Here is a 22,128-nt window from a genome sequence, read left to right on the forward strand (position 1 = left end):
GGTAGAGGTAATGATTGATAAGGATTTGCTTGAAACCGGGATAGCCATCATCGGCATGTCCAGTCGTTTCCCAGGAGCAAAAAATATCGAAGAATTTTGGACCAATCTGGCAGAAGGTGTGGAATCGATTACTTTTTATAGTGAGGAAGAAATGCTTGAGTCCGGGATTGATCTGGAACTTGTTAAAAAAAATCCCAACTACGTCAGGGCAAATGGCTATTTGAGTAATTCGGAGTATTTTGATGCCTCCTTTTTCGGATTCAGTCAACGAGAGGCAGAGATTACTGATCCGCAGCAGCGACTGTTCTTGGAATGTGCGTGGGAAGCCATGGAACACGCGGGCTATGTCGGAGAAAAATATGAAGGAAGAATCGGAGTATATGCTGGAACCGGTGCAAGCACGTATCTCATATCGAATCTCTTATCTACTGGTCATCAGATGACACTTGATGAATATTCCTTATTCGTTGGCAATGATAAGGATTTTCTCGCCCCCCGTGTTTCTTACAAGCTTAGTCTTCGGGGACCAAGTGTGGGTGTGCAGACAGCATGCTCCACTTCGCTCGTTGCCGTCCATCTGGCATGCCAATCCTTGCTAAGTGGTGAATGTGACATGGCCCTTGCCGGCGGTAGTGCGGTTTCTTTTCCGCAAAAGCAGGGGCATCTGTACCAAGAAGGCATGATTTTCTCGCCAGATGGTCATTGTCGCGCATTTGACAGCCAAGCGAAAGGAACGGTGGGTGGCAACGGAGTCGGAACCGTTCTACTCAAACGATTGGAGGATGCGTTGGCAGACCGAGATACAATTCATGCGGTCATTCGTGGTTCAGCGGTGAATAATGACGGAGGTCTTCGTCTTGGCTTTACCGCGCCCAGTGCTCTTGGACAAGCAGATGTAATTGCAGAGGCGATCAACATGGCCAATATAACGGCGGATACGATTACCTATGTCGAAACACACGGAACAGGCACGCCCATAGGCGATCCAGTGGAAATCGAAGGGCTCACCCAAGCATTCAGGCAAAGTACAGAGAAAATGGGATATTGTGCCATCGGTTCGGTAAAAGCAAACATTGGACACCTTGATACAGCAGCGGGCGTAACAGGATTAATCAAAACGACTCTGGCTCTCAAGCATAAAAAGCTACCTCCTTTGCTCCATTTTACCGAAGCAAATCCGAAAATAGATTTTGCCAACAGTCCGTTTTATCCAAATACAGAACTGACTGAGTGGGAGAGCAAAAGAACGCCGCGCCGTGCAGGAATAAGTTCGTTCGGAATCGGGGCGACCAATGCACATGTCATCGTGGAAGAAGCACCATACATACCAGCGCAATCCTCTGAGCGTCCATATCATCTGCTCGTCCTGTCAGCACAGACCGACACCGCACTAGAAGCAGCCACAATCCAAGCAGTCCACCATTTTGAAAAATATCCTGATGTGAACATCTCGGATGTAGCTTATACCTTACAAGTGGGACGCAAAGAGTTTGACCACAGAGGTATCGTTGTGTGCCGTAGTATGGAGGACGCTATCCTTGCTCTGACAGATCAAGCGTCTGAACGAGTCTATAAGAACGATGGAACCGTAGCGAAACGTCCGGTCGCCTTCTTGTTCACGGGTGAATCAGAGGTATTACGACAAATGGCAAGAGAGATGTACAGTATAGAGCCGATATTTTCAAGCCATCTTGATTTAGTAGCAGAAAAATTACAGTCCACAACGGGGATCAATATGCACTCATATCTGTTAACGGAAGGGGAAGCAGAGCAGGATACTCTTGCGGCAGAGTTGACGAAATTAGTCGTTCCTTATGCTGTGGCACATCTCTGGCTGTCATGGGGAGTGCAACCAGATATGGCAATTGGTGAAGGGATTGGTGAGTATGTGGCCCGTTATTTCACCAATGAACTATCACTTGATGAGTTCCTTGCGCATGCCTTGGCATACGTGAAGGAAGGAGAACGTGTTCGTTCAAACCTTTTTCAAGACCAGGTACGGATTCTTGAAGAAAAGGAAACGTACGTTCTGGTTGTGATCGGCACAGAGCAAAAAGAAAAGAGTCCGTTCTCCGCTATGCACTCTCTTCTTAGCTCCCTTGGTCGCCTCTGGCTGGAAGGGGTTGAGGTAAATTGGGGTTCCCTTTACGAAGGGGAAGAAAGATTCAGAATTCCGCTCCCCACCTATCCATTTGAAAGGAAGCGTTACTTTATTGACCGACCGAAAACGAATGCACAAAGCGCGCTGTCGGAACTTGCACAAGCACAAGCGGAGACGGCAATTACCAGCCAAGCTGTCACGGCAGAAGAGATCGACCCCGCTCATTCACCGACTGTTCTGTCCAAACAGATTGAGCAAAAAGTGGCATCATGTTGGAAAGAAGTCCTCGGTGTGCAACAGGTCTCGGCTGAGGATAGCTTTTACGAGATGGGCGGGGATTCTCTGCTGATCACCCAACTGATTTCCCGTTTGGAACGTGTACTTCCGATCAAGATGGATATGCAGGTATTTTTCGAAGCTGATTTATTTTCTGAATTTGTTGGTTTGGTTGAAAAGAATCTGATCAAACAGTTGGAAACAGATGAGAACGCTCATACACCATTGATTCAACGCAGCGATGCTGTCACGCAAGGAGAGTATCCCCTGTCATTTTCCCAGCAACGCCTATGGTTCCTCCATCAGATGAATCCTGAAAATACAGCATACAATCTGCCCTATGCTTTTTCCATAACAGGTAGATTGGACGTCAGGGCACTGGAGCGAAGCATCGAAGAAATCATGAAGCGACATGAAATATTACGTACCACATTTGCTTTTCGGGACGACCAACCTGTACAACGGGTTGCACCTGCTCAACTGTACAGCATACCTGTTCTTTCATTAGAAGAGAAGGCTGAGGAAACGGACCGGGAGACAGTCATGAAAGAAGTGATGAAGGGCTTTAACCAGCCGTTCCATTTGCAAACGGATCAGTTGTTCCGTTGCCAGCTTTTACGTTTTACCGAAACCGAACACGTTTTGCTGATCAATTATCACCACATTATCACCGATGGCTGGTCCCATAGTATTTTCAACCAAGAATTAACGACTTTCTATCAAGCCTTCGCAGCAAGAGAAAGAGTTGAACTCCCGCCGCTGTCTATCCAGTACGGGGATTTTGCCAAGTGGCAACACCAACGTCATCAGGAAGGCTCACTGGAAGCACAGGTTGACTACTGGAAACAAAAGCTGGAAGGGGTTTCAGGTCAGCTTGCTTTACCGACCGATTATCCACGTACGTCTGAGCCGACATTACACGGGAAACAAGTTCCGTTCTCTCTTTCACATCAAGTGACAAAGCAATTGCAAGAGCTATCCCGTAAAGAAGGGGCTACTCTGTTTATGACGCTGATGGCGGCGTTTAAAGTCCTGCTCTACCGTTATTCCGGAGACAGAGACAGTTGTGTAGGTACCACGGTGGCCAATCGCAACAACAGAGAGATTGAAGAGTTGATCGGCTTTTTCGTCAACAACCTCGTCATCCGTAACCATATAGAGGAGAATCTGTCTTTCCGCCAACTGATCCAAGAAGTCCGGACCACATGCCTGGAAGCATATGCGCATCAAGATCTGCCATTCAACCACCTGATTAGCGAGTTGAACCTAGAGCGGTCGCTTAGTCACAACCCGATGTTCCAAGTGATGTTTGTCTTGCAAAATACCCCAGCTTCAGACCTGGAGCTTCCCGGATTAACCTTTTCTCCGCTTCTCTTTGAAACGGATGCGCTTCAATCCGATTTGACATTAGAAATGGTGCTTACGGAAGACCGATTGACGGGAAATGTAGCGTTCAATACTGGGCTGTTTACAGAAGAAACCATCTATCGCATGATGGGTCACTTCAAAATGCTGTTAGAAGGAATCATCACGAACCCCGATGAGTCGATTGAAACCTTACCGTTGTTAACAGAGTTAGAAAAAGAACAGTTGCTTCTGACGTGGAATCAAACCAGCCGGATCTATCCGATTGGGAAGGGTATCCATCATCTGTTTGAAGAAAAAGTGGCGCAATACCCTGATCATAACGCGATCATGTGGGGGGAGATGTCGTCATCCATTACCTTTGATGAATTGAATCGTCAAGCAAATCAACTGGCCCATCATTTAATTGCATTGGGTGTAGGTTTGGAAGTTCCGGTCGGCATCTGCGTTGAGCGTTCACCATGGTATATCATCGGAATGTTAGCCGTTCTTAAGGCAGGCGGAACCTATGTGCCGATTGATCCTGCTATTCCGACGGAACGAATTCATTATCAAGTAAAGGATTCTGGCGTTTTGGTTATGCTGACGACTGAATCACTCATGAACAACTTGCCTATTCCACAAGGCGGGCTGGTCGTTCTTGATCGTGAGTGGGAACAAATCGAACAACTGTGCGGTGAGAACCCAGAAGTTAAGATGGATGACCATGTTAGTGCCTATATCATCTATACATCTGGCTCTACCGGGCGACCAAAAGGTGTGCGGATCCAACATAAATCTGTCGCAAACCTCATCCACTGGTTTATCGAGTCTCACGAACTTACCAATTTGGATCGTTCTACCTTTACCTTTGGTCTCGGCTTTGACGGAGTTACCCTGGAAGTATGGCCATCTCTGATAGCAGGAGCATGCATGTTCATACCAGATGAAGAAACGCGACTTTCGCCTGAAAAGATGCAAACCTGGTTGATTGAGAAAAAGATTACATTTGCTAGCGCACCGACACCGATGGCTGAATTATTGATGGACCTGGATTGGCCAGCAGAAATCGTATTGCGCATGATCTGTATGGGCGGGGACAAACTGCGAGCTTATCCCAAAAAAGCACTGCCGTTCCTGATCAGTAACAACTATGGACCAACAGAGTCGACCTGCGTTGTCACTTATAGCATTTCCAACACCAGACAAGTGGTCAGCGAAAAAGTAAACATTGGACGTCCTGTGCCAAATACCTTGATTTATATTTTGGACAGGCACATGCAACCCGTTCCCGTAGGTGTAGCAGGAGAAATCCATATTGGCGGGATCGGACTTACATCTGGATATGTTGGACAACCAAATTTGGCAGACGAAAAATTCATCGAAAATCCGTTCCCTTCATCGGCTACTTTTCCATCTTCACACCTTTACAAAACAGGAGACTTGGCCCGTTATCTCCCGGATGGAAGAATTGAGTATCTGGAACGGATGGACCAGCAGATGAAGATTCGTGGTTACCGGATCGAACTAGGAGAGATCGAGGCCGTATTAACAGAACACACTGCCGTGCGCGAAGCGGTGGTGATTGTTCATGAAGATGAGGCAGGGGAGAAGCGCTTGGTTGCCTACGTCGTTTTTGACAAAAGAGAAGAAAAAGCAACAATGATGCTTGAATTACGCAGCTATCTGCAAGCAAAACTTCCGCGTTACATGGTGCCGGCGCATTTCCTGGAGATAGAGCATATTCCCCTCACTGCTAACGGAAAATTCGATCGAAAGGCGTTACCAAGTGTACCTGCCGTAGTAGAAATGCTTGACGAAATTATTCCGCCACGAAACGAGGTTGAGAGGATTCTCTCCACCATCTGGTCAAATATCCTGCAGTGTGAGAGTGTTGGGGTTAATCAGAACTACTTCGAAATCGGTGGAGACTCGATTAAAACGATCATGATCATCTCCCAGATGAAACGGCAAGGCTACCTCTGTACCCCTGACCAATTTTTTAAGAATCAAACCATCGCAGAGCTTGCGGAAGGCGTACAGCTCGTTGTCCAAAATGAAGAAGCGGCACAGGATGACACGGAAAAAGACTATGATTACCCGCTGGTCAAACTGAATAGAAGTGACTTTGATCATCTTGTGGGAACAGATGAAGAGATCGTAGATGCCTACCCACTGACCGCTCTTCAGAAATTTATGCTGGCAAGACATCTGGAAAAAATCGAATCCGGAAAATTCTTTGTCAACATGGTCTTTGTTATGAATGATGATATGGATGAAAACAAGATGAAGGAGGCATGGCAGGAAGTAGGGAAGCTTTATCCGGTGACACGAACCTGCATTCTTTACGAAGGCTTACCGCATCCGGTTCAAGCCGTTCGTAAGAGTGCCCAAATTCCCGTCGAGTTTGTCGATTGGCGGCATATGACAAAAGAACAGCAGGAAGAAGCCCTTCGAAAAACACAACAGAAAATTATTCTGGCAAATGACGTCACTTATCTTAGTCGTCCATCCACCTACAAGATTTTGTTCTTCCGCATAAGCGAACGTAGATATCAAATTATCATGTCTGCTTCGTATTTGCTTATGGATGGCTGGACTCACTTCATTGTCCTGATCGATCTCCTACAACGCTATTATGCGTTACGCCAGGGAAATCAGCTTGAGACTGGGTCACGCCGTTCTTATCATGATTACATCGATTGGCTTCAAAGACTAGACCATATAGAAGCAGAGAACTACTGGCAGGAGGAGTTGAAAGGTTATACGGCACCAATCGCACTCATTGAAAGTGTACCGGATAATACCGTTGACCACACAAGAGTTGGTTTCGGGAAACAAGATTTATTTATTGAAAAGTCTTGTCAACAAAAATTACAAGCACTAGCAGCCAAGCATCATCTTACCACCAACATCTTGATGCAAGGGGCGTGGGCTTTATTACAAAGCTATTATACAGGCTATACCACAATCGTTTACGGCATGATGTCCAGTGGCCGGCAATCCGCTTTTGAAGGCGCGGAAACCGTGGCAGGTCCTTGTATCAACACCTTGCCTTTGCGGATAGAGATCAAGAAAGATATGGGATTGATCCCGTGGTTAGGAACCATCCGTGACAAGCAAGAGAAGCTAACCCAGTTTGATTACATCTCGCTCGAAACGATTCGCAAGCTAATTGACTTCCCAGCAGATCAGCCATTGTTCTCTAACTACATGATCTTCCAGAACCTTGGCTCCTATTTCAGTATAAATGTTCCCGAACTGTTCAACCGACCAGACTTTGATTTCGAAAACCAGTATGAAAAGGCCCTTGCCATTTACGATGAAAGCACACCGTTGCGTCTTGATACAGGTGTGGGAGTGGACCACCTCTTTATCCACGCTACGTACTTTAAGCAGTTTTTCCGAGACGAAGCGATTACTCAAATGATGCGCGATTACCAAAGCATGATAGAGCTTTTCATCGAACATCCAGATGCAACAGTTGAGGAGTTATTACACAAGCACAACAACTCTGGCCGTACCCCTGTCAAGTAGACAAACGTAAACAAGTCTTATCATTTGAATATTAGGTAAGCAACCTGAGCCAACCGTATTACATTCATTTTAAGAAAAGTTCAAGAGAACTTGTCGTTCCCTTGAACTTTTCACTTAATCGTTACATGTAACTTTTTTTATATGGTAAAATATATTATTTATAATTTACCGTTAATTTCATTTTAAGGAATATTTCTAACAAAAAAAGTTATCTTTTACAGTCGTCACTGGTTGAGTCATACTTAATGGCGATGCAGTTTAAACTGGCTGGTGAAAGCAATCTATATACTAACGACAATAAAGAATGTACCATCGAAAAGCTTAAATGTGGAGATGACGATTTTTTACGATGCTCTCTTTTATTGGATTTACTAATAGCTTAATTTCTCGGTGGAGGATTTCGATTTGAAAAAATAGCAAATGTACTAATTTTGGTGCTTGTTCTGTTGTCTTTACTTACTGCTTGCACGGATAGTAAAAATGAAGCCCAAAACATAATTTATGAAAAAACTAATAACAATTTCAACATCGAACTCCCTAATAGCTGGACAGGAAAATATGAAACAGTTGAAACTGAAAATAGTATTACATTCTATAATAAAGCGAATAAAGAAACAGGGTTTTAACAACATTGAAAAATAAAAAGTAGATGAGTTACGTCTAATACAATTTTACCTAATAAAAGACTCATTTCATCATACTCCTTTTTTAATTTTTACTTTATTATTTGTGATCTGAAATACGATCAAGAAACAGCAGGGTCATCCAAGGAAGTTCTTATCTGATTTCTTCACGTTGTTGATTATTAGTTACACCATTTGGATCGTATTTGCTTATTTTATGTTCTTCGCTTCTTGTCTTTCTAAGCAGAGTAATAGTCATTCGATCATTGCAAAGAAACCTATAATAAACAAAGTTTTGAAGCCTTCCTAGAAGTCTTCAAGGAATAGGATGCTAGAGAGAATAATGAATAAGCACGATACAAAGACATGGCGACCCCTATATTGGAATTCGGAAGACGCAAAAACAAAACAACAGAGTCAATTGGAGTTGGCGGATAGATTTCCTTTTTGTGATTATTTACATAATTCCCAACAAACTAAAAATTGAATGGAGTTGTTTTTATGAGAAAAATAAAAAAAGCTGTTCTAATTTGAAACTGTGGCTGAAAATTCTCATGAAAATTGGAAAGATGCAGAACTTGAGGATACATCAGACTTATATGATTTTGATGGGAATCTTACTACGTATTTATTTCCAGTCACAGCCAACGGTGAAGAGAGTGGCTATGTTATTTATGGAGTAAATGAAGGAAATGACGGTATATTAGAGTCTACAAGAGAGGGGGAGCATCCATATAGTGGAGTCGATGAAAGTGAACGAATCTATGTTGGTTCCCTAATGCACTATAAAAAAATTGATTCAGGTGAATTTGAGGATTTACATTCAAAACAACTGATACAAGAAGAAGATTTACAGAGTGAGGGACCGCTTTCCCAAAATGCTATTGTGCAAAGGTTGCTCTAAAGACGCAACAAGTTGGGATGACACATTAGATGGAATAGAGGCATACTGGAATGACAAAGGTTATAAAGACGTTTCGGTAAAAGGGCATACAAGCAGTTCAAGATTTTCTAAACATCAGTCTGCTATGGACGATGAAAGACCAGACATTATTTGGTTGGGAGGTCACCCAACATATGGAAATCACGCAGTGACAGGAGTGGGATATGAAGAATATCAAGATGCTGACGATGATCTTAGATATTATCGCTCAGTTATTATCCACAATACGTGGAGCAACACACCTAAAGATTGCTGGGTCAAGTGGGATTCATCCACATTCACAGGGGTTATCACTGTTACACCATAAGCATCTCATCAGTATATGTTGCGCCACTTTACTTTTTACTGGATGTTCAGGAACCACAGAACAAAAACCAGAGCCTACGGGAGCAAAAATCAGCCAAGAACAAGCAGAAAAAGTTTCTTTAGAAAAATATCAAATGTCGAAAGTGAATAAAGTTGAACTTAGACAGCTCTCAGATCAGGAAATGAAGCTGGTTCCTGAAGACGCAAAAAATAAAACGCCAATTTACTATGTAGTTTCTGGGGTGAATGAGTCGGGAAAGCAAGTCACTGTATATGTATCTTCCAATGATGAGAGTCATTATTATAGTAACGAATAAATGTACCAGCGTTTTTCTGAGTACCAATTATTTCATATGTATAAGCCTTAACGTCCGAATACCCAAAATTCGGACGTTTTGCTGTAAAAATATGTACTCACTTTGGAATACTTGCTATGGAAATTAATAGTGCATCCATAGAATATTTTGATGATGCAGGTTCAATTGAATACAACGAGGGAGAGGAAAATAACGTTGATTCTATAGATGCTCAAGACTTGTTTAATACTTGGCACAAAAAGTCTGAAGCAAATGTCTGTCTAAAACCAGAAGTAGTAGAAGATTACCATAATAATACTAAGTTAAACGTGACCTATACATTCACCGCAAAGGGAAGCAAGAAAACAGCATACAATACAAACGTTTCCGCTGGATTTTTACAAGCTTTTCAAGGTTCTATGGGTTACAGTTCTGAAAATGCAGTCGAAAGGGCTTCAGGATTCAGCGTTGTGTTCCACCTAAAACATCAGTGGAACTAAGTCAAGCTGTTTCTGCTCGTTATATCGAGGGCGTGTGGAAGTGGTGGGGGTGGCAATAAAGATGTCACTGTTACCTATCCGACCTATATTACGTGGTTAACTAAGTAGCGACTACAAGGCTCTCACCTAAATGGAGAGAGCTTTATTAATCTGTAGGAGGTTGAAAAAATGAAAAAAATTCTGTTAGTCTTCCTTTTTTTAATCGGTACTACATTGGCAGCATGTTCTAGGGATGATAGCTATCAGGAAATCTATTTAGTTAAAAATGAGGGGACATATGAAACATATGTGGGGAAAAATCATCAAGATATATTTCTCCTGAATTTAGCACTCAATTACTCACCTTCTCTTCCCTTTGATCAGAGCGAAGTCCTCCGTCAAAAATTAGAGATGTTGTATTACAAAGAAGGCTCATTTTCAAGTCAAGCAGTATTACAAATGAGTCAGCAACTAGATGAGTACATTGTTACATTTCAAAAAATACAATACAGTTGATTGCAAAATTAGTGTATCAGTCTCTATTGCTCAATTCGTTCCACAAAATATAAAGGAGTCCAAAAGCTATAAAGAAGTAGCCTAAGTAGAGGGGGATACTTCCTACAAATACCATTATTTTTTCAAACGGAAATTCTCCCCACTTATCACTTAGGCTATATATAGCTGATGTTAGGAACTGTACCGCTATTAGAAATGCTCCGATGGCACAAAAATAAACACCTGCGGCTCTTCTGTTCATATCTGCCCTCCTTTTTACTAACACCCTAACTTACACACAATTTGCAGTCAATATATTTTTTGCAAAAAATTACATGGAAGGATTGATCAACTAATGAAAAAAACTCTCTTGTCAGTTCGTGGATAGAATTTGTGCCTATAAAATACAATACATGGGGTACAATGTATGACTGGGTATATAAAATAACTGACATTTCTAATGGCACACCAGATAAGTCATTGGATACTGTTGATGAAATTGATTACTACTTTCCACTAGAGACTAGATATGGTGAGGCAGACGGCATCTTTGTATTAAAAGAGAAAAAAGGCGAGTACACTCCTTAAACAAAAGTAATTTTTCTGGAATGAGGGCAATGTAATAATTCCTTTCCTTGGAAATTTCTTTTCGCTACAATAGACCGTCCCCTCAATGGGGCGGCTCATATGTTTGTCTATGATAGTAAGACCGCTAAAGATTCTAAGGACTCGATAGCGGCCGTACTATTTTTATTGAGTCGTTTCTTGAATCCTTATAATACAAAGAAACGCAACCCTCTTAATTACCTTACAAGATAAACCAATAACCTGGACTGTCAACACTAAACTAAACAGCTTTTTTAAGGTGTTCAAGTTTATATTGAATGGGGCTCTTGTAGCCAAGGGTCCCATGTATTCTAATAAGATTGTACCAATGGATATAATCCATTAATTCTAGTTCCAATTCATTTAAACTATCAAAATGACGCCCTTTGACAAATTCGGTCTTAAAAATTTTAAAGGTTGCCTCTGCGACCGCGTTATCATACGGACATCCTTTTACACTTCGTGATCGTTTGATTTTAAATGTATCTAATGCTACATCAATCAATTTATTTTTGAACTCGTTTCCTCGATCTGTGTGGAAGAGGTTAATACGTTCTAAATTGCCGGGGATAGAAGATAATGCTCGATAGACTAATTGTGCATCTTTGTTAGGACCAGCACTATATCCAATGATTTCTCTATTGAAGAGATCGACAAATAAACATACATAATTCCACTTTTGATCGACCCTTACGTATGTTAAATCACTAACAATAACGGCTTTTTCTTCATCTTGATCAAATTCTCGATTTAACTCATTATGAATCGTTGATCATTGCATGTTGTCTTATGGTGCTTAAATTGAGCCACCGTATAGGATGATACCAAACCCTGCTCATTCATAATCCTTCCAATACGGCGTCTTGATACAACATAGCCCTGTTTTTTCAACTCTACTTTGATTTTGCGTGTACCATAATTCTGGCGACTGGAATGGAAGATTTCAATTACTTTGGTAGTAAGATCAAGGATAACGAATATAGGCGTCTGTGAACGATTCGCTTTTTGTTGAATTTGCTGCCAAGCACGTTGTTGAGAGATACGGAGAAGCGTTTGCTCACCCCAGTTACTGTGGGTCAGGAAGTAACTTAAGGATCTCGATCCCGATTGTGTCGGCTTTCACGATACATATCAGTAAGTGTACCCGTAAAATCTCTACTGAGTATACCGTCTAAATAGTGAAGCATGTGGTTCATGACTGGTTTTGAGAAGTAAGGAGGTAATTTCCAATCTCGTAGGATATTGCTCAAATTTTCTTGGTGTGCTACCTTAAACGTATGAGACATGCTGGATTCTCCTTTGCGTAGAAGTGGTTGGTGGTACTTCTATTTTTATACACAGAGAGAAGATAGCAGTCTTTTTTTATGTTCAATTGTAAATTTATGTTAGTTGTTTTTGGCAACTACAGTTTCTAATTGAAATTTAACGGTCGTCATATAAATCGCCTCCGAATGAATTTAACAGCAGCTCTGTTTCTATCTCTAGTCTATAGTTGAATACATTTTGTTACCTTGATCTGCATCAATAGATGAAATTTATGATATGGTTGAGGCTACTATAAAAAATGACATAAAAAAAGGATGAACCTGAATTGAATAATCTTAGCTCGATCCCTAACTATATATACACGTATGCATGCCGTGAGGATGAACAATCCTTATGCCAATTAGAGTTACGCTCCCTTTTTGGAATGCAACCCCCGGCTAACCTTTTTAAAAGTACAATTTCCATAGATCCTAGTCGCAGCCCCTTTATTAAAGAGCGCATTGAATTGCTCTACGAGGGCGACAGCATTGCCGATATATTAGAACAAGTACAACAGATCGACATGCTTGAATCGACATTCAAGGTCATTTTTGTTAAAACAAATGATCTGGAAGTCTCAGAAAAAATAGAGTTTCCTGAACGCCGCGCCATTGAGCGGGAAATGGGACTGCATATTACCGGAGAATCTGACGTCCATCACCCTGATCATGAATTTGGTCTCGTTACCCTCGGAGGTCGGTGGTTCTTTGGTCACTATGTAAAGAATAAAGCGGTTTGGCTTCACCACATGAAGAAACCACGCAGTTATTCCATTGCTTTGAGCACACGTGTAGCCAGAGCTGTTGCTAATATTGCCGTTCCCCATCCGTTAGGCATTACAGCCATAGATCCCTGCTGCGGAATTGGAACCGTACTTGTAGAGGCTCTCTCCATGGGAATCGATATTGTTGGTGGAGATATCAATCCCTTTGTCGTTCATGGGGCCCGAGAGAACCTTGCTTATTTTGAACTAGAAGGGGAAATCACCTTAGGGGCCATATCACAAATCTCTTCACACTACGATGTAGCTATTATCGATATGCCCTATAATCTATTCTCCACTACTACGCCAGAGGAACAGCTATCGATCCTTCAGCATACACGCCGCATTGCGACCAAAGCGATCATTATCACAATTGAAACGATTGACGTGATGATCGCAGATGCTGGACTGACGATTACAGATCGCTGTGTAGCCAAGAAGGGAAACTTCACTAGACAAATTCTGGTTTGTGCGTGAATCTAGCGTAATGTTGCCGCAGCGCAAGAAAGCGATCATCACTTACCAAAAAGAGTCACAACGTATACCACGTATCGTGTTAGACGAGCAGGAAATACAGAGCATATCTGCCGCACACCATAACGGGCATTGTGACGCGTTCACAACACGATTTTTCCCGTCTGGATACAGTTCGTTTAGGAAAGGAATTCATTTTATCCTCTCACTTCTTCAATTAATAGAAATACCTTCTTCCGAAAAGAAAACAAGAGCACGCTTCATACAATACGTGCTCTTGCCTTAAACATTAAAGTTTTTTACAAGCTGAGGTAATAATTGGATGATGCATCACTTTAAGTTCAGCTACTTTTTCATTGTTGACCGTAATTTTTACTACTTTTTTCATCATTCACCCTCCTCATAACTAGACTTACATGATAGGAGTAAAATCTATCAATATCGTTATTATGATAGATAGTTCTGAAAATTTCAATAATATTACAAAAATTTTATATTATACTATTTTTAGTGGGTAAATTACACTATGTAAGATACATCTTCAGCTAATTTCTTGGGTATTTTCACATATAGCTAATGAATAAGAACTGAAATATGGGACAATGGAAAGAAAAAAGGAGCGATAGAAGGACAAAATCCTTTCTACTACTCCGGATAAACTTGATTTTGACTTGTTTATTTTGTCTCGTAATCTATCCTACATGGCCGTTTTGCTCTAATGCTCTACCTGTTTTGCTCACTGTTTACTCACTGCTCACTCATTTTATTACACTGTTACCGATGTGAAAGTAAATAAAACTTATAAGGGGAAAGACATCCCTGATTCTATTTCTGTTATTCAAGGGTCATATTGTGGATTCCTCACTGTGATTCGAGCGTGTAAATCACTAATTCTTCTTACTCGTACTGTAATATTAGCTGGAAGGGTAGTATCACGGAATCCTCTTACCTTAATTTCCGCATTTAAGAATCCTGAATTAACTCGAATACTACAAGGGAAATCTCTAACATGTCGAACAAACATAGGACTAGCGAGGAGCTTTCTTGATGGAATAACAGGGGTGGGCAAGATTTTTGTCCTTGGTAGCTATCATTTTAAATAATTAACACATTGAATCTGACTACATTATGAAAATGTAGATGAAGAATACGAAATTTTTAAAAGCTATGCTAAGGAAGGGATCTGGTTTAGGACTAGCCTGATAACGGGTTAAAAATGGGAGCAGACGATTACGTGACAAAACCTTTTAGTCCAATGAAAACGATGGGAGGTAAGGCAGTCAGGTAACAAAACCAATTGGAATTCTTTTTTGTTGGGAATGATTAAAAAAATAGTTAGGAAAGTCTCCGAATAGAAAGAGATATCCTATACGACAAGATCGCTTGGCGATGTCTCCTATTATTGGTATCTACTGTGTTTGAACAAACTCAACCTGTAAGGGGGGTGAGAGTGGTTATAGGGGTCCCCATATTCAAGTAAATATAATCGCTACTAATAAAATGGTTATATTATGTAATTACAAAAAAGGATTGAAATTGCTAATACAGTCGGATATAATCATGGTACATAAATTCAAATGGATTGTGACTGTTCGGCAGGCAAAACCTAAATTATTCTGGAATCAGCTTTTAAAATGCTGATTCCATGTAATTTAGGTTTTTTTATAACCAAAATCTACTGCATAGTAATCAATATTTAGAATCCCAATAAGGTGATGATATATGCTCATAAAAAAAGTTTTTAACAACAATGTGGCTTTCGTACACCGAGATGTAACAGAAATGATTGTAATGGGTAAAGGGATTGCTTTCCAAAAAAAAGTTGGTGAATATATCGATGAAGCTATAATAGATAAAATATTTGTGTTAGAAAATGAAAATCAAACATCAAATAAATTATTACAATTAATCAATGAAATCCCAACTGAACATTTCGAACTTACTGCTCAGATTGTTCAATATGTGAAAACACAAATTACCAACCCAATAAGTGATAATATTTATCTTACCTTAACAGATCATATTAGTTTCACAATTAATCGGGTTCAAAAGGGACAGGTTATTAAAAACCCTTTATTTTGGGAAATCAAAAAGTTTTATCAAATGGAGTATGAGCTTGGCTTAACAGCTCTTACAATGGTTAAAGATCATACTGGATTTGAACTACCAGAAGAAGAAGCAGGTTCTATTGCCTTACATTTGATTAATGCACAACAAGATAATAAAGCAATGGAAGAAACCATAAGGGTTACAAAAGTAGTAAGTGATATTCTAAACATTGTCAAATATCATTTTGGGATAGCATTAAATGAAAACTCGATAAACTATAATCGATTTGTTACACATTTAAGATATTTTGCCTATCGTCTCTCTCGTAATGAGCAACTGGTAGACGAAGATCATTTGTTATTTGAACAAGTTAAGGCAAATTATCCTGAAGCATTCCGCTGTACAGAGAAGGTAATAACGTATTTACAATCAAACTATAATAAACAACTTACGAAAGATGATATTATTTATTTTATTATTCATATCCATCGTGTTACTACAAGGGAACTAGATAATCAATCTACAGGATTGTGACTGTTCGCAGGCAAAACCTGAGTTGAAGCTTATGTATATATACATAGTTTCAATTTCAGGTTTTTCTTTATATATATGTGATTTTTTCATAAAGGAGTGTACAGAATGAAGTACGAACAATTAGTAAAAGAAATCATACAAGAGGTTGGAGGAAAGAAAAATGTCAAAAGCGTCGTCCATTGCGCTACACGTCTTCGTTTCCAACTAAATAACAAATCTCTTCTAAATAAAGAAAAACTAGAACATTTAGACGATGTTCTTAGTGTCGTTGAGAGTACGGGACAGATACAAGTTGTAATTGGTTCACATGTTGCAGATGTGTACAAAGACTTAGTTCAAGTAGGAAAATTTGAAAATACATCCGCTGATTCATATGACCAACCTAAAGAAAAGGTAAAGCTCACAGCAAAAATTTTTGAATTAATCTCTGGTACATTTACACCATTGTTAGCACCACTTGCTGGAGCTGGAATGTTAAAAGCAGTATTAGCGTTATTAGTTATGCTTGATGTTCTTTCTGAACAAAGCGGTACATATGGAATTCTCTCGGCAGCTGGGAATGCCATATTATACTTTTTACCCATTATGATTGGTATTACCCTTGCTAACAAACTCGGTGCAAATGGTTATATGGGTGGAATTATTGGTGCTGCATTGTTAGAGCCTAATTTTACAAATTTAATGAGCAATGGAGACGCTACTTCATTTTTAGGAATTCCTGTCGTAATGATGGATTATTCTTCAAGTATCGTCCCATCCTTCATTGCAGTACTTATTTATGCCAAATTAGAAAAGTTCTTAAAAAAGATTATTCATAAAGATTTACAGTTATTTCTTGTTCCAATGATTGCATTGATTATTATTGTTCCGTTAACAGTTCTTGCATTTGGACCTTTCGGGATTTATGTAGGAAACATGATCACCTCTAGTATTAATTTCTTAAGTGAACACAGTGGGTTACTGACCGGTGCAGTGGTCGGTGGTACAATGGTTATTTTAGTTATCTTCGGACTTCATTGGGCACTCATTCCAATGAGTATTGAAAACTTAATTAATGGTGGAGACCCAATAGATCCAATGTGGGCAGCAAGTACATTTGCACAAATGGGAATTGCTTTAGGTATTTTCTTAAAATCTAAAGACAAAAAATTAAAATCTCTAGCCGGATCAACGACACTTACTGGTTTACTTTCTGGTGTAACAGAACCAATTATCTATGGTTTAATCTTAACTCATAAACGTACGATTGCTTATGTCATTATTGTCGGTGCTGTCGGGGGGGCATTTATTGGATCATTTAAAGCAGAAGCAAATGCCTTTGTTCTGCATAGTGTCTTTACACTAGGTGGCTCTACAACTCCATGGTTACCTTATTTCTTCATGATTTTACTTACGGTTGGTGGAGCAGCATTTCTTACTTATTTCTTTGGCTATGAAGATAAACTATCAACTACGAAACAAAAGGTGAAGGATGAACCTAGAAGTAATAATGTTGAAGCTAATAAAGTATTAAACAAACATGTAATCAACAGCCCATTATCTGGACTAGTAATTCCGTTATCAGAAGTGAACGATCAAGTATTTTCATCTGGGGCAATGGGTAAAGGAGCAGCCATTGAACCTACGAAGGGTGAAGTGATCTCTCCAGTCAACGGAACTGTGACTACTATTTTCCCAACTGGACACGCGGTAGGAATTACATCAGATGATGGAATAGAGATTCTGATTCATGTAGGAATTGATACCGTTCAATTAGAAGGAAAGTATTATACTAAGCTCGTAGAAACAGGTGATTCAGTATCAATTGGTCAAACATTAATTCGATTTGAAATCGACAAAATTAAAGAAGCAGGTTACCAAACGATAACACCTATTATTGTGACAAACACAAGTCATTTTTTAGATATTATTCAAACGGCGACTCAAACTGTCTCTACTAATGACGATTTATTAACAGTACTTAAATAAAGAATGAATTAGGAGAGGATTAAAACATGAAGACTTTTTCTAAACCATTTCCCAAAAACTTTTTATGGGGAGGAGCAACAGCAGCAAACCAAATAGAAGGAGCTTACCAAGAAGGTGGCAAGGGACTTTCTACAGCGGATGTACTACCAAAGGGTGTCTTCAGTCCGCCAGATTTCTCATTAAATGGATATTATCCTTATCATACTGCAATTGACTATTACCATAAATATAAAGAGGATATCGCTCTTTTTGCTGAAATAGGGTTCAAATGCTTCCGTATGAGTATAGCTTGGACTCGCATTTTTCCAAATGGTGATGAGTCTGAACCAAATATAGAAGGATTAACTTTCTATGATCACGTATTTGCTGAATTAGAAAAATATCAAATTGAGCCCATCGTAACCATTTCTCATTATGAAATGCCGCTTCATTTAGTAAAAAAATATGGAGGGTGGCGAAATCGTAAACTTATTGATTTTTATATAAATTTTGCAACGACATTATACAAGCGATATAAAAAAGTTAAATATTGGTTAACGTTTAATGAAATTAACTTTGTGATTCATGCTCCTTTTACTGGTGGTGGACTTGATTTTAAAGAAGGGGATAATAAGAAAAATATTCAATATCAAGCAGCACATCACCAATTTATCGCTAGTGCCTTAGCTGTGAAAACAGGTCATGAAATTATACCAAATAGTAAAATTGGCTGCATGCTTGCCTATGCGCCCACCTATCCTTATTCTTGTAATCCTGAAGATGTATGGACAGCGATGATGCTAGACCGTGAAACAGTATTCTTTACTGATGTTCAAGTGAGAGGATATTATCCGTCGTATACGGAAGCATATTTTGCTGAAAATCAAATACAAATCACAATAGAACCTGGTGATGAAGAGATTCTTCGCTCTTATAAAGTGGATTATTTAGGTTTCAGCTATTATAATAGCGGCACAGCATCTGCATCACCTGATGAACATGAAATTTCTGCTGGTAATTTACAGCTTGGTGGTGTTCAAAATCCATACTTAAAAGCATCCGAATGGGGATGGGAAATTGACCCGAGAGGATTACGTATAACCTTAAACTTGTTATATGATCGCTATCAAGTACCTCTATTCATTGTTGAAAATGGTTTTGGGGCAGTAGATGTGCTAAATGCAGATGGCACCATATATGATGATTATCGAATTGATTATTTCAGAGACCATATTGCTGAAATCAAAAAGGCGATTGCTGATGGAGTTGATTTAATAGGCTATACCACATGGGGACCAATTGATTTAGTAAGTGCCTCAACAGCCGAAATGAAAAAGCGTTATGGCTTCATCTATGTAGATAAACATAACGATGGGAACGGAACCTTAAAACGTTATAAGAAGAAGAGCTTTGATTGGTATAAAAAAGTCATTGCCTCTAATGGTGAAGATTTAGACTAATTCTATATCACACTTTTGTTTAAGTAGTAGCACACCACATTCAATCAACTTTTAATTAAGAAATTTATTTTTTCCTAAAACAAAAAAATGAGAATGTTTCGTATAATTATATTGAAAACGGACACTACCATTACGGTTTTGTCTGTTTTTGTTGTTTGCTCAAGGGGAGAATATTAATATGCAACGTTATATCTACCTTCATTTTGCAGATTTCATTGTAAGGACTTAACTAAGAGGTGTCCATGAAACTATACTATCTCCATACATATTTTCCAATGTATATGTTAACTCTATATATTGATAATTTATTTAGTTATTGAAAATCTGGATATAAATGCGCCTCTTCCGAAGTTATCACCTAAAACAGTACCATTAAATAAACTGTTAGAAATCTACAAAGGAAATGGTCCTGATCATCGTTTAGCCTACAATATTGTTTAGCCACTTATAAAAAACAGCAACAGATACATTAGGGCCGATGCTGTTCGCCAAGCCCCAGTTGCTGACGCTTCAGCCCTGCAGAAACAACTAGCGAATCAAGGAAATGGTAATGAATAAAATCAGAATACAAAAAAGCTCTAGATTTCCTTAGGGAAACCGAGCTTTTTTTGTGCTAGATGCCAGACTGATAAGCAAGCATGAACGAATTTCTTGCTACTTTTCCCATACTATCGGGTGTTAGGATTCGTTTACTTCAGACTACTCAGCCCTTGATAGAGCTTGAATAGGAGAAGGGCTGTCCACTTTTCCAAAATGTAGGATTCTCCAAACTTCAAAAATGAGATGATGCGTTACTTGGTCCAATTCTTCCGTACGGGAGATAATTTTGTAAATTCGGTCCATCATGACTTGATATTCTTCTTCACTTAGATGCACGTGAGGCATATAATATTCACCTGCCAAATTATGGTTTTTATACTTATTGTCCCCTTATTACCAGCTGTTTTAATCAGTGCTCAACTTTCTTTTTTCTCCCGTATGTCAGCATGAAAACAGATTTGTATCAGAGAGGAGTAGCAGATGTATGAAGCCTAATACGAAAGCTATGCAAGGTGGTATACAAAGCGCGATTAAGCAAATGGAAGGTCGTTTTTTGGAATGCTGGAGCAATGCCGCACTGATTAGAAGAAACGGCACGCCATTTAAAACAGAAGCTGACGGAATGGCTCACACAAGAAGGGAACATGGGCTTGGAGATCAACCACAACAGGGAGAAAAAGGCGATGAGCAATCGAGTCCATCTGAACAAACCGAGTGGTTGAAGAGAAGGAAGAATCTCAATCTGTTCGTCCGCTGACGGAAGAAGAGTTGGCACAGAGACAGAAACAAGCAGAGCGTCTTTATAAACAAGAAAGATCCGCAATAAATCAACTTGAACAAGAATTGGGTGCCTTATTGGAGGAGAGCCAACGTTTTTCTAATCAGCGTTTGGGAAGTGATTTGGGGAAATTGAGTCGGGAAACTTATGAAAAGTATTTACAATGGGTGGAACAGCTTAGAAAACATCCAGACCTGTTGCAGTTTTTGCAGAAGGTGGGACGTAATGTCAATGAATTTTTTATGCGTAAAAAAAGCGAAGAGAGCGGCGGATTCCAGAGGAGTATGATGATTTAAGGGTTCGGGGGATGTATCACATTTATTGGGAAGTGAAGCAGTTTTACTCGCTGACCCTGACTTGGTCAAAGCGCTGGAATAAAAGTTACTTACCTATGATACAATCGGGTGGCACGATGAACCACCTAGTTGACCTGTTATCTGCATGTTAGACTGTTCTCATTCTATGCGAGGTGCCAAGCTTCGGTTAGCCCAAATTTTTGTAATGACCTTTGCAGCTATCTCATTATTGGAGAAACGTGATTTTATGAATTAGCCGAGAACACTCGTCATTTTAATCATGAGATGAAACGGCTTCGGACAAAGCGTGTCTTCTGACACGTTAATTGTCCGACTACTTCTTTGAATAACTAACAAGAACAGGTATACTAATCTTGTATAGATTGCTCATTGAAAACGGAATGTATGGGGTTGCCATAAGGAATGCTTTGTGGCGTAAAACATTCAAGCACCTTCGTCCTCTCTGACCGAAAAGCGAAAACCAAGCAGTAGGTCAGAGAGAAGAGTCCAACGTACACTTTTTTTCAATAACCGTAGGGATTACGGGGATAGCCTGCTAATTCTCACTTCGTTGGATGTGATAGCGCAGGAATCTCGTGGCTTTAGCCATGAGAGGTTCAAGTTAATGTTGTTTGGGACCAAGGGCGAAATTACTGGACCCCCTTTATATTCAAGAAACCGGACTGGGCTGGGTTTTATCGTTGCTGGGGCAGGTCGCAAAATAAAAATGGGTACACTTACATTCGTTGATTATGGGGACAGCAAGGCAACATCTCGTGCAGACATGTGATCTGATAGGCGTGTCTCATCGTGTATGATTTGCCACTTCTTGGGAAACAAATGAGCCAGAGAACAGCGGGTTATTACTCGATGTATTTGTTACTGAGCGGAGTGCAAAAGTGGAGTAACTACTTGCCAAGTGGAAACTCTTCCTAGTATGCAATGCTATTTCACCTGGGCAAATACAAATTTCTAA

General features: G+C 39.9%; 15 protein-coding genes and 3 pseudogenes. 12 read left to right on the forward strand and 6 right to left on the reverse strand.

Going from position 1 to position 22,128, the window contains the following annotated elements:
* The first annotated feature begins 10 nt into the window (after positions 1 to 10).
* From EEL30_17810 to EEL30_17835, 6 genes and pseudogenes are all read left to right on the forward strand, one after another.
* Entirely contained in the window at positions 11 to 7,258 is a 7,248-nt protein-coding gene (locus EEL30_17810) for an amino acid adenylation domain-containing protein (protein ID QDX93984.1), read from the forward strand.
* 418 nt (positions 7,259 to 7,676) lie between these two features.
* Positions 7,677 to 7,733 (forward strand): annotated as a pseudogene (locus tag EEL30_17815) (hypothetical protein).
* Positions 7,734 to 8,419: 686 nt separating this feature from the next.
* Positions 8,420 to 8,785, forward strand: a complete 366-nt coding sequence (locus EEL30_17820; protein ID QDX93985.1) for a hypothetical protein — start codon at positions 8,420 to 8,422, stop codon at positions 8,783 to 8,785.
* Positions 8,786 to 8,988: 203 nt separating this feature from the next.
* On the forward strand, positions 8,989 to 9,447 hold the full coding sequence (locus EEL30_17825) for a hypothetical protein (protein QDX93986.1): 459 nt from the start codon (positions 8,989 to 8,991) through the stop codon (positions 9,445 to 9,447).
* 116 nt (positions 9,448 to 9,563) lie between these two features.
* The gene (locus EEL30_17830) at positions 9,564 to 9,926 is read left to right on the forward strand and encodes a hypothetical protein (GenBank protein QDX93987.1); all 363 of its coding nucleotides are present in this window, start codon (positions 9,564 to 9,566) and stop codon (positions 9,924 to 9,926) included.
* 168 nt (positions 9,927 to 10,094) lie between these two features.
* Complete coding sequence (locus EEL30_17835; protein QDX93988.1) at positions 10,095 to 10,421, forward strand: aspartyl-phosphate phosphatase Spo0E family protein; 327 nt, start codon at positions 10,095 to 10,097, stop codon at positions 10,419 to 10,421.
* Positions 10,422 to 10,437: 16 nt separating this feature from the next.
* On the opposite strand, the gene EEL30_17840 is transcribed toward EEL30_17835, so the two are convergent.
* The 4 genes from EEL30_17840 to EEL30_17855 form a co-directional block, all read right to left on the reverse strand.
* Positions 10,438 to 10,662: a hypothetical protein gene (locus tag EEL30_17840; protein ID QDX93989.1), complete on the reverse strand. Its 225-nt coding sequence runs from the start codon at positions 10,660 to 10,662 to the stop codon at positions 10,438 to 10,440.
* A gap of 585 nt (positions 10,663 to 11,247) precedes the next feature.
* Complete coding sequence (locus EEL30_17845) at positions 11,248 to 11,772, reverse strand: IS3 family transposase (GenBank protein ID QDX93990.1); 525 nt, start codon at positions 11,770 to 11,772, stop codon at positions 11,248 to 11,250.
* Positions 11,757 to 12,086, reverse strand: a complete 330-nt coding sequence (locus tag EEL30_17850) for a transposase (protein QDX93991.1) — start codon at positions 12,084 to 12,086, stop codon at positions 11,757 to 11,759. The genes EEL30_17845 and EEL30_17850 overlap by 16 nt, the downstream gene beginning before the upstream one ends.
* 8 nt (positions 12,087 to 12,094) lie before the next feature.
* Positions 12,095 to 12,292: a hypothetical protein gene (locus EEL30_17855; GenBank protein QDX93992.1), complete on the reverse strand. Its 198-nt coding sequence runs from the start codon at positions 12,290 to 12,292 to the stop codon at positions 12,095 to 12,097.
* A 305-nt stretch (positions 12,293 to 12,597) separates the two neighbouring features.
* On the opposite strand from EEL30_17855, the gene EEL30_17860 reads away from it, so the two are divergent.
* Entirely contained in the window at positions 12,598 to 13,551 is a 954-nt protein-coding gene (locus EEL30_17860; protein ID QDX93993.1) for an RNA methyltransferase, read from the forward strand.
* An 835-nt stretch (positions 13,552 to 14,386) separates the two neighbouring features.
* On the opposite strand, the gene EEL30_17865 is transcribed toward EEL30_17860, so the two are convergent.
* A complete protein-coding gene (locus EEL30_17865; protein ID QDX95812.1) occupies positions 14,387 to 14,572 on the reverse strand; it encodes a hypothetical protein in 186 nt (61 codons plus the stop codon).
* A gap of 698 nt (positions 14,573 to 15,270) precedes the next feature.
* Here EEL30_17865 and EEL30_17870 point away from each other — a divergent pair.
* From EEL30_17870 to EEL30_17880, 3 genes are all read left to right on the forward strand, one after another.
* Positions 15,271 to 16,131, forward strand: a complete 861-nt coding sequence (locus tag EEL30_17870) for a PRD domain-containing protein (GenBank protein ID QDX93994.1) — start codon at positions 15,271 to 15,273, stop codon at positions 16,129 to 16,131.
* A 105-nt stretch (positions 16,132 to 16,236) separates the two neighbouring features.
* Positions 16,237 to 18,099: a PTS beta-glucoside transporter subunit EIIBCA gene (locus EEL30_17875; GenBank protein QDX93995.1), complete on the forward strand. Its 1,863-nt coding sequence runs from the start codon at positions 16,237 to 16,239 to the stop codon at positions 18,097 to 18,099.
* 26 nt (positions 18,100 to 18,125) lie between these two features.
* A complete protein-coding gene (locus EEL30_17880; GenBank protein QDX93996.1) occupies positions 18,126 to 19,538 on the forward strand; it encodes a 6-phospho-beta-glucosidase in 1,413 nt (470 codons plus the stop codon).
* Positions 19,539 to 20,237: 699 nt separating this feature from the next.
* On the opposite strand, the gene EEL30_17885 is transcribed toward EEL30_17880, so the two are convergent.
* Positions 20,238 to 20,423: a hypothetical protein gene (locus EEL30_17885; protein QDX93997.1), complete on the reverse strand. Its 186-nt coding sequence runs from the start codon at positions 20,421 to 20,423 to the stop codon at positions 20,238 to 20,240.
* A gap of 301 nt (positions 20,424 to 20,724) precedes the next feature.
* Here EEL30_17885 and EEL30_17890 point away from each other — a divergent pair.
* A pseudogene (locus tag EEL30_17890) lies at positions 20,725 to 21,402 on the forward strand (hypothetical protein).
* Positions 21,403 to 21,877: 475 nt separating this feature from the next.
* Positions 21,878 to 22,060 (forward strand): annotated as a pseudogene (locus EEL30_17895) (hypothetical protein).
* Positions 22,061 to 22,128 lie beyond the last annotated feature (68 nt).

It is taken from the genome of Brevibacillus laterosporus (assembly GCA_007833815.1).
In the GTDB taxonomy this organism is placed as follows: Bacteria; Bacillota; Bacilli; order Brevibacillales; family Brevibacillaceae; genus Brevibacillus_B; species Brevibacillus_B laterosporus_D.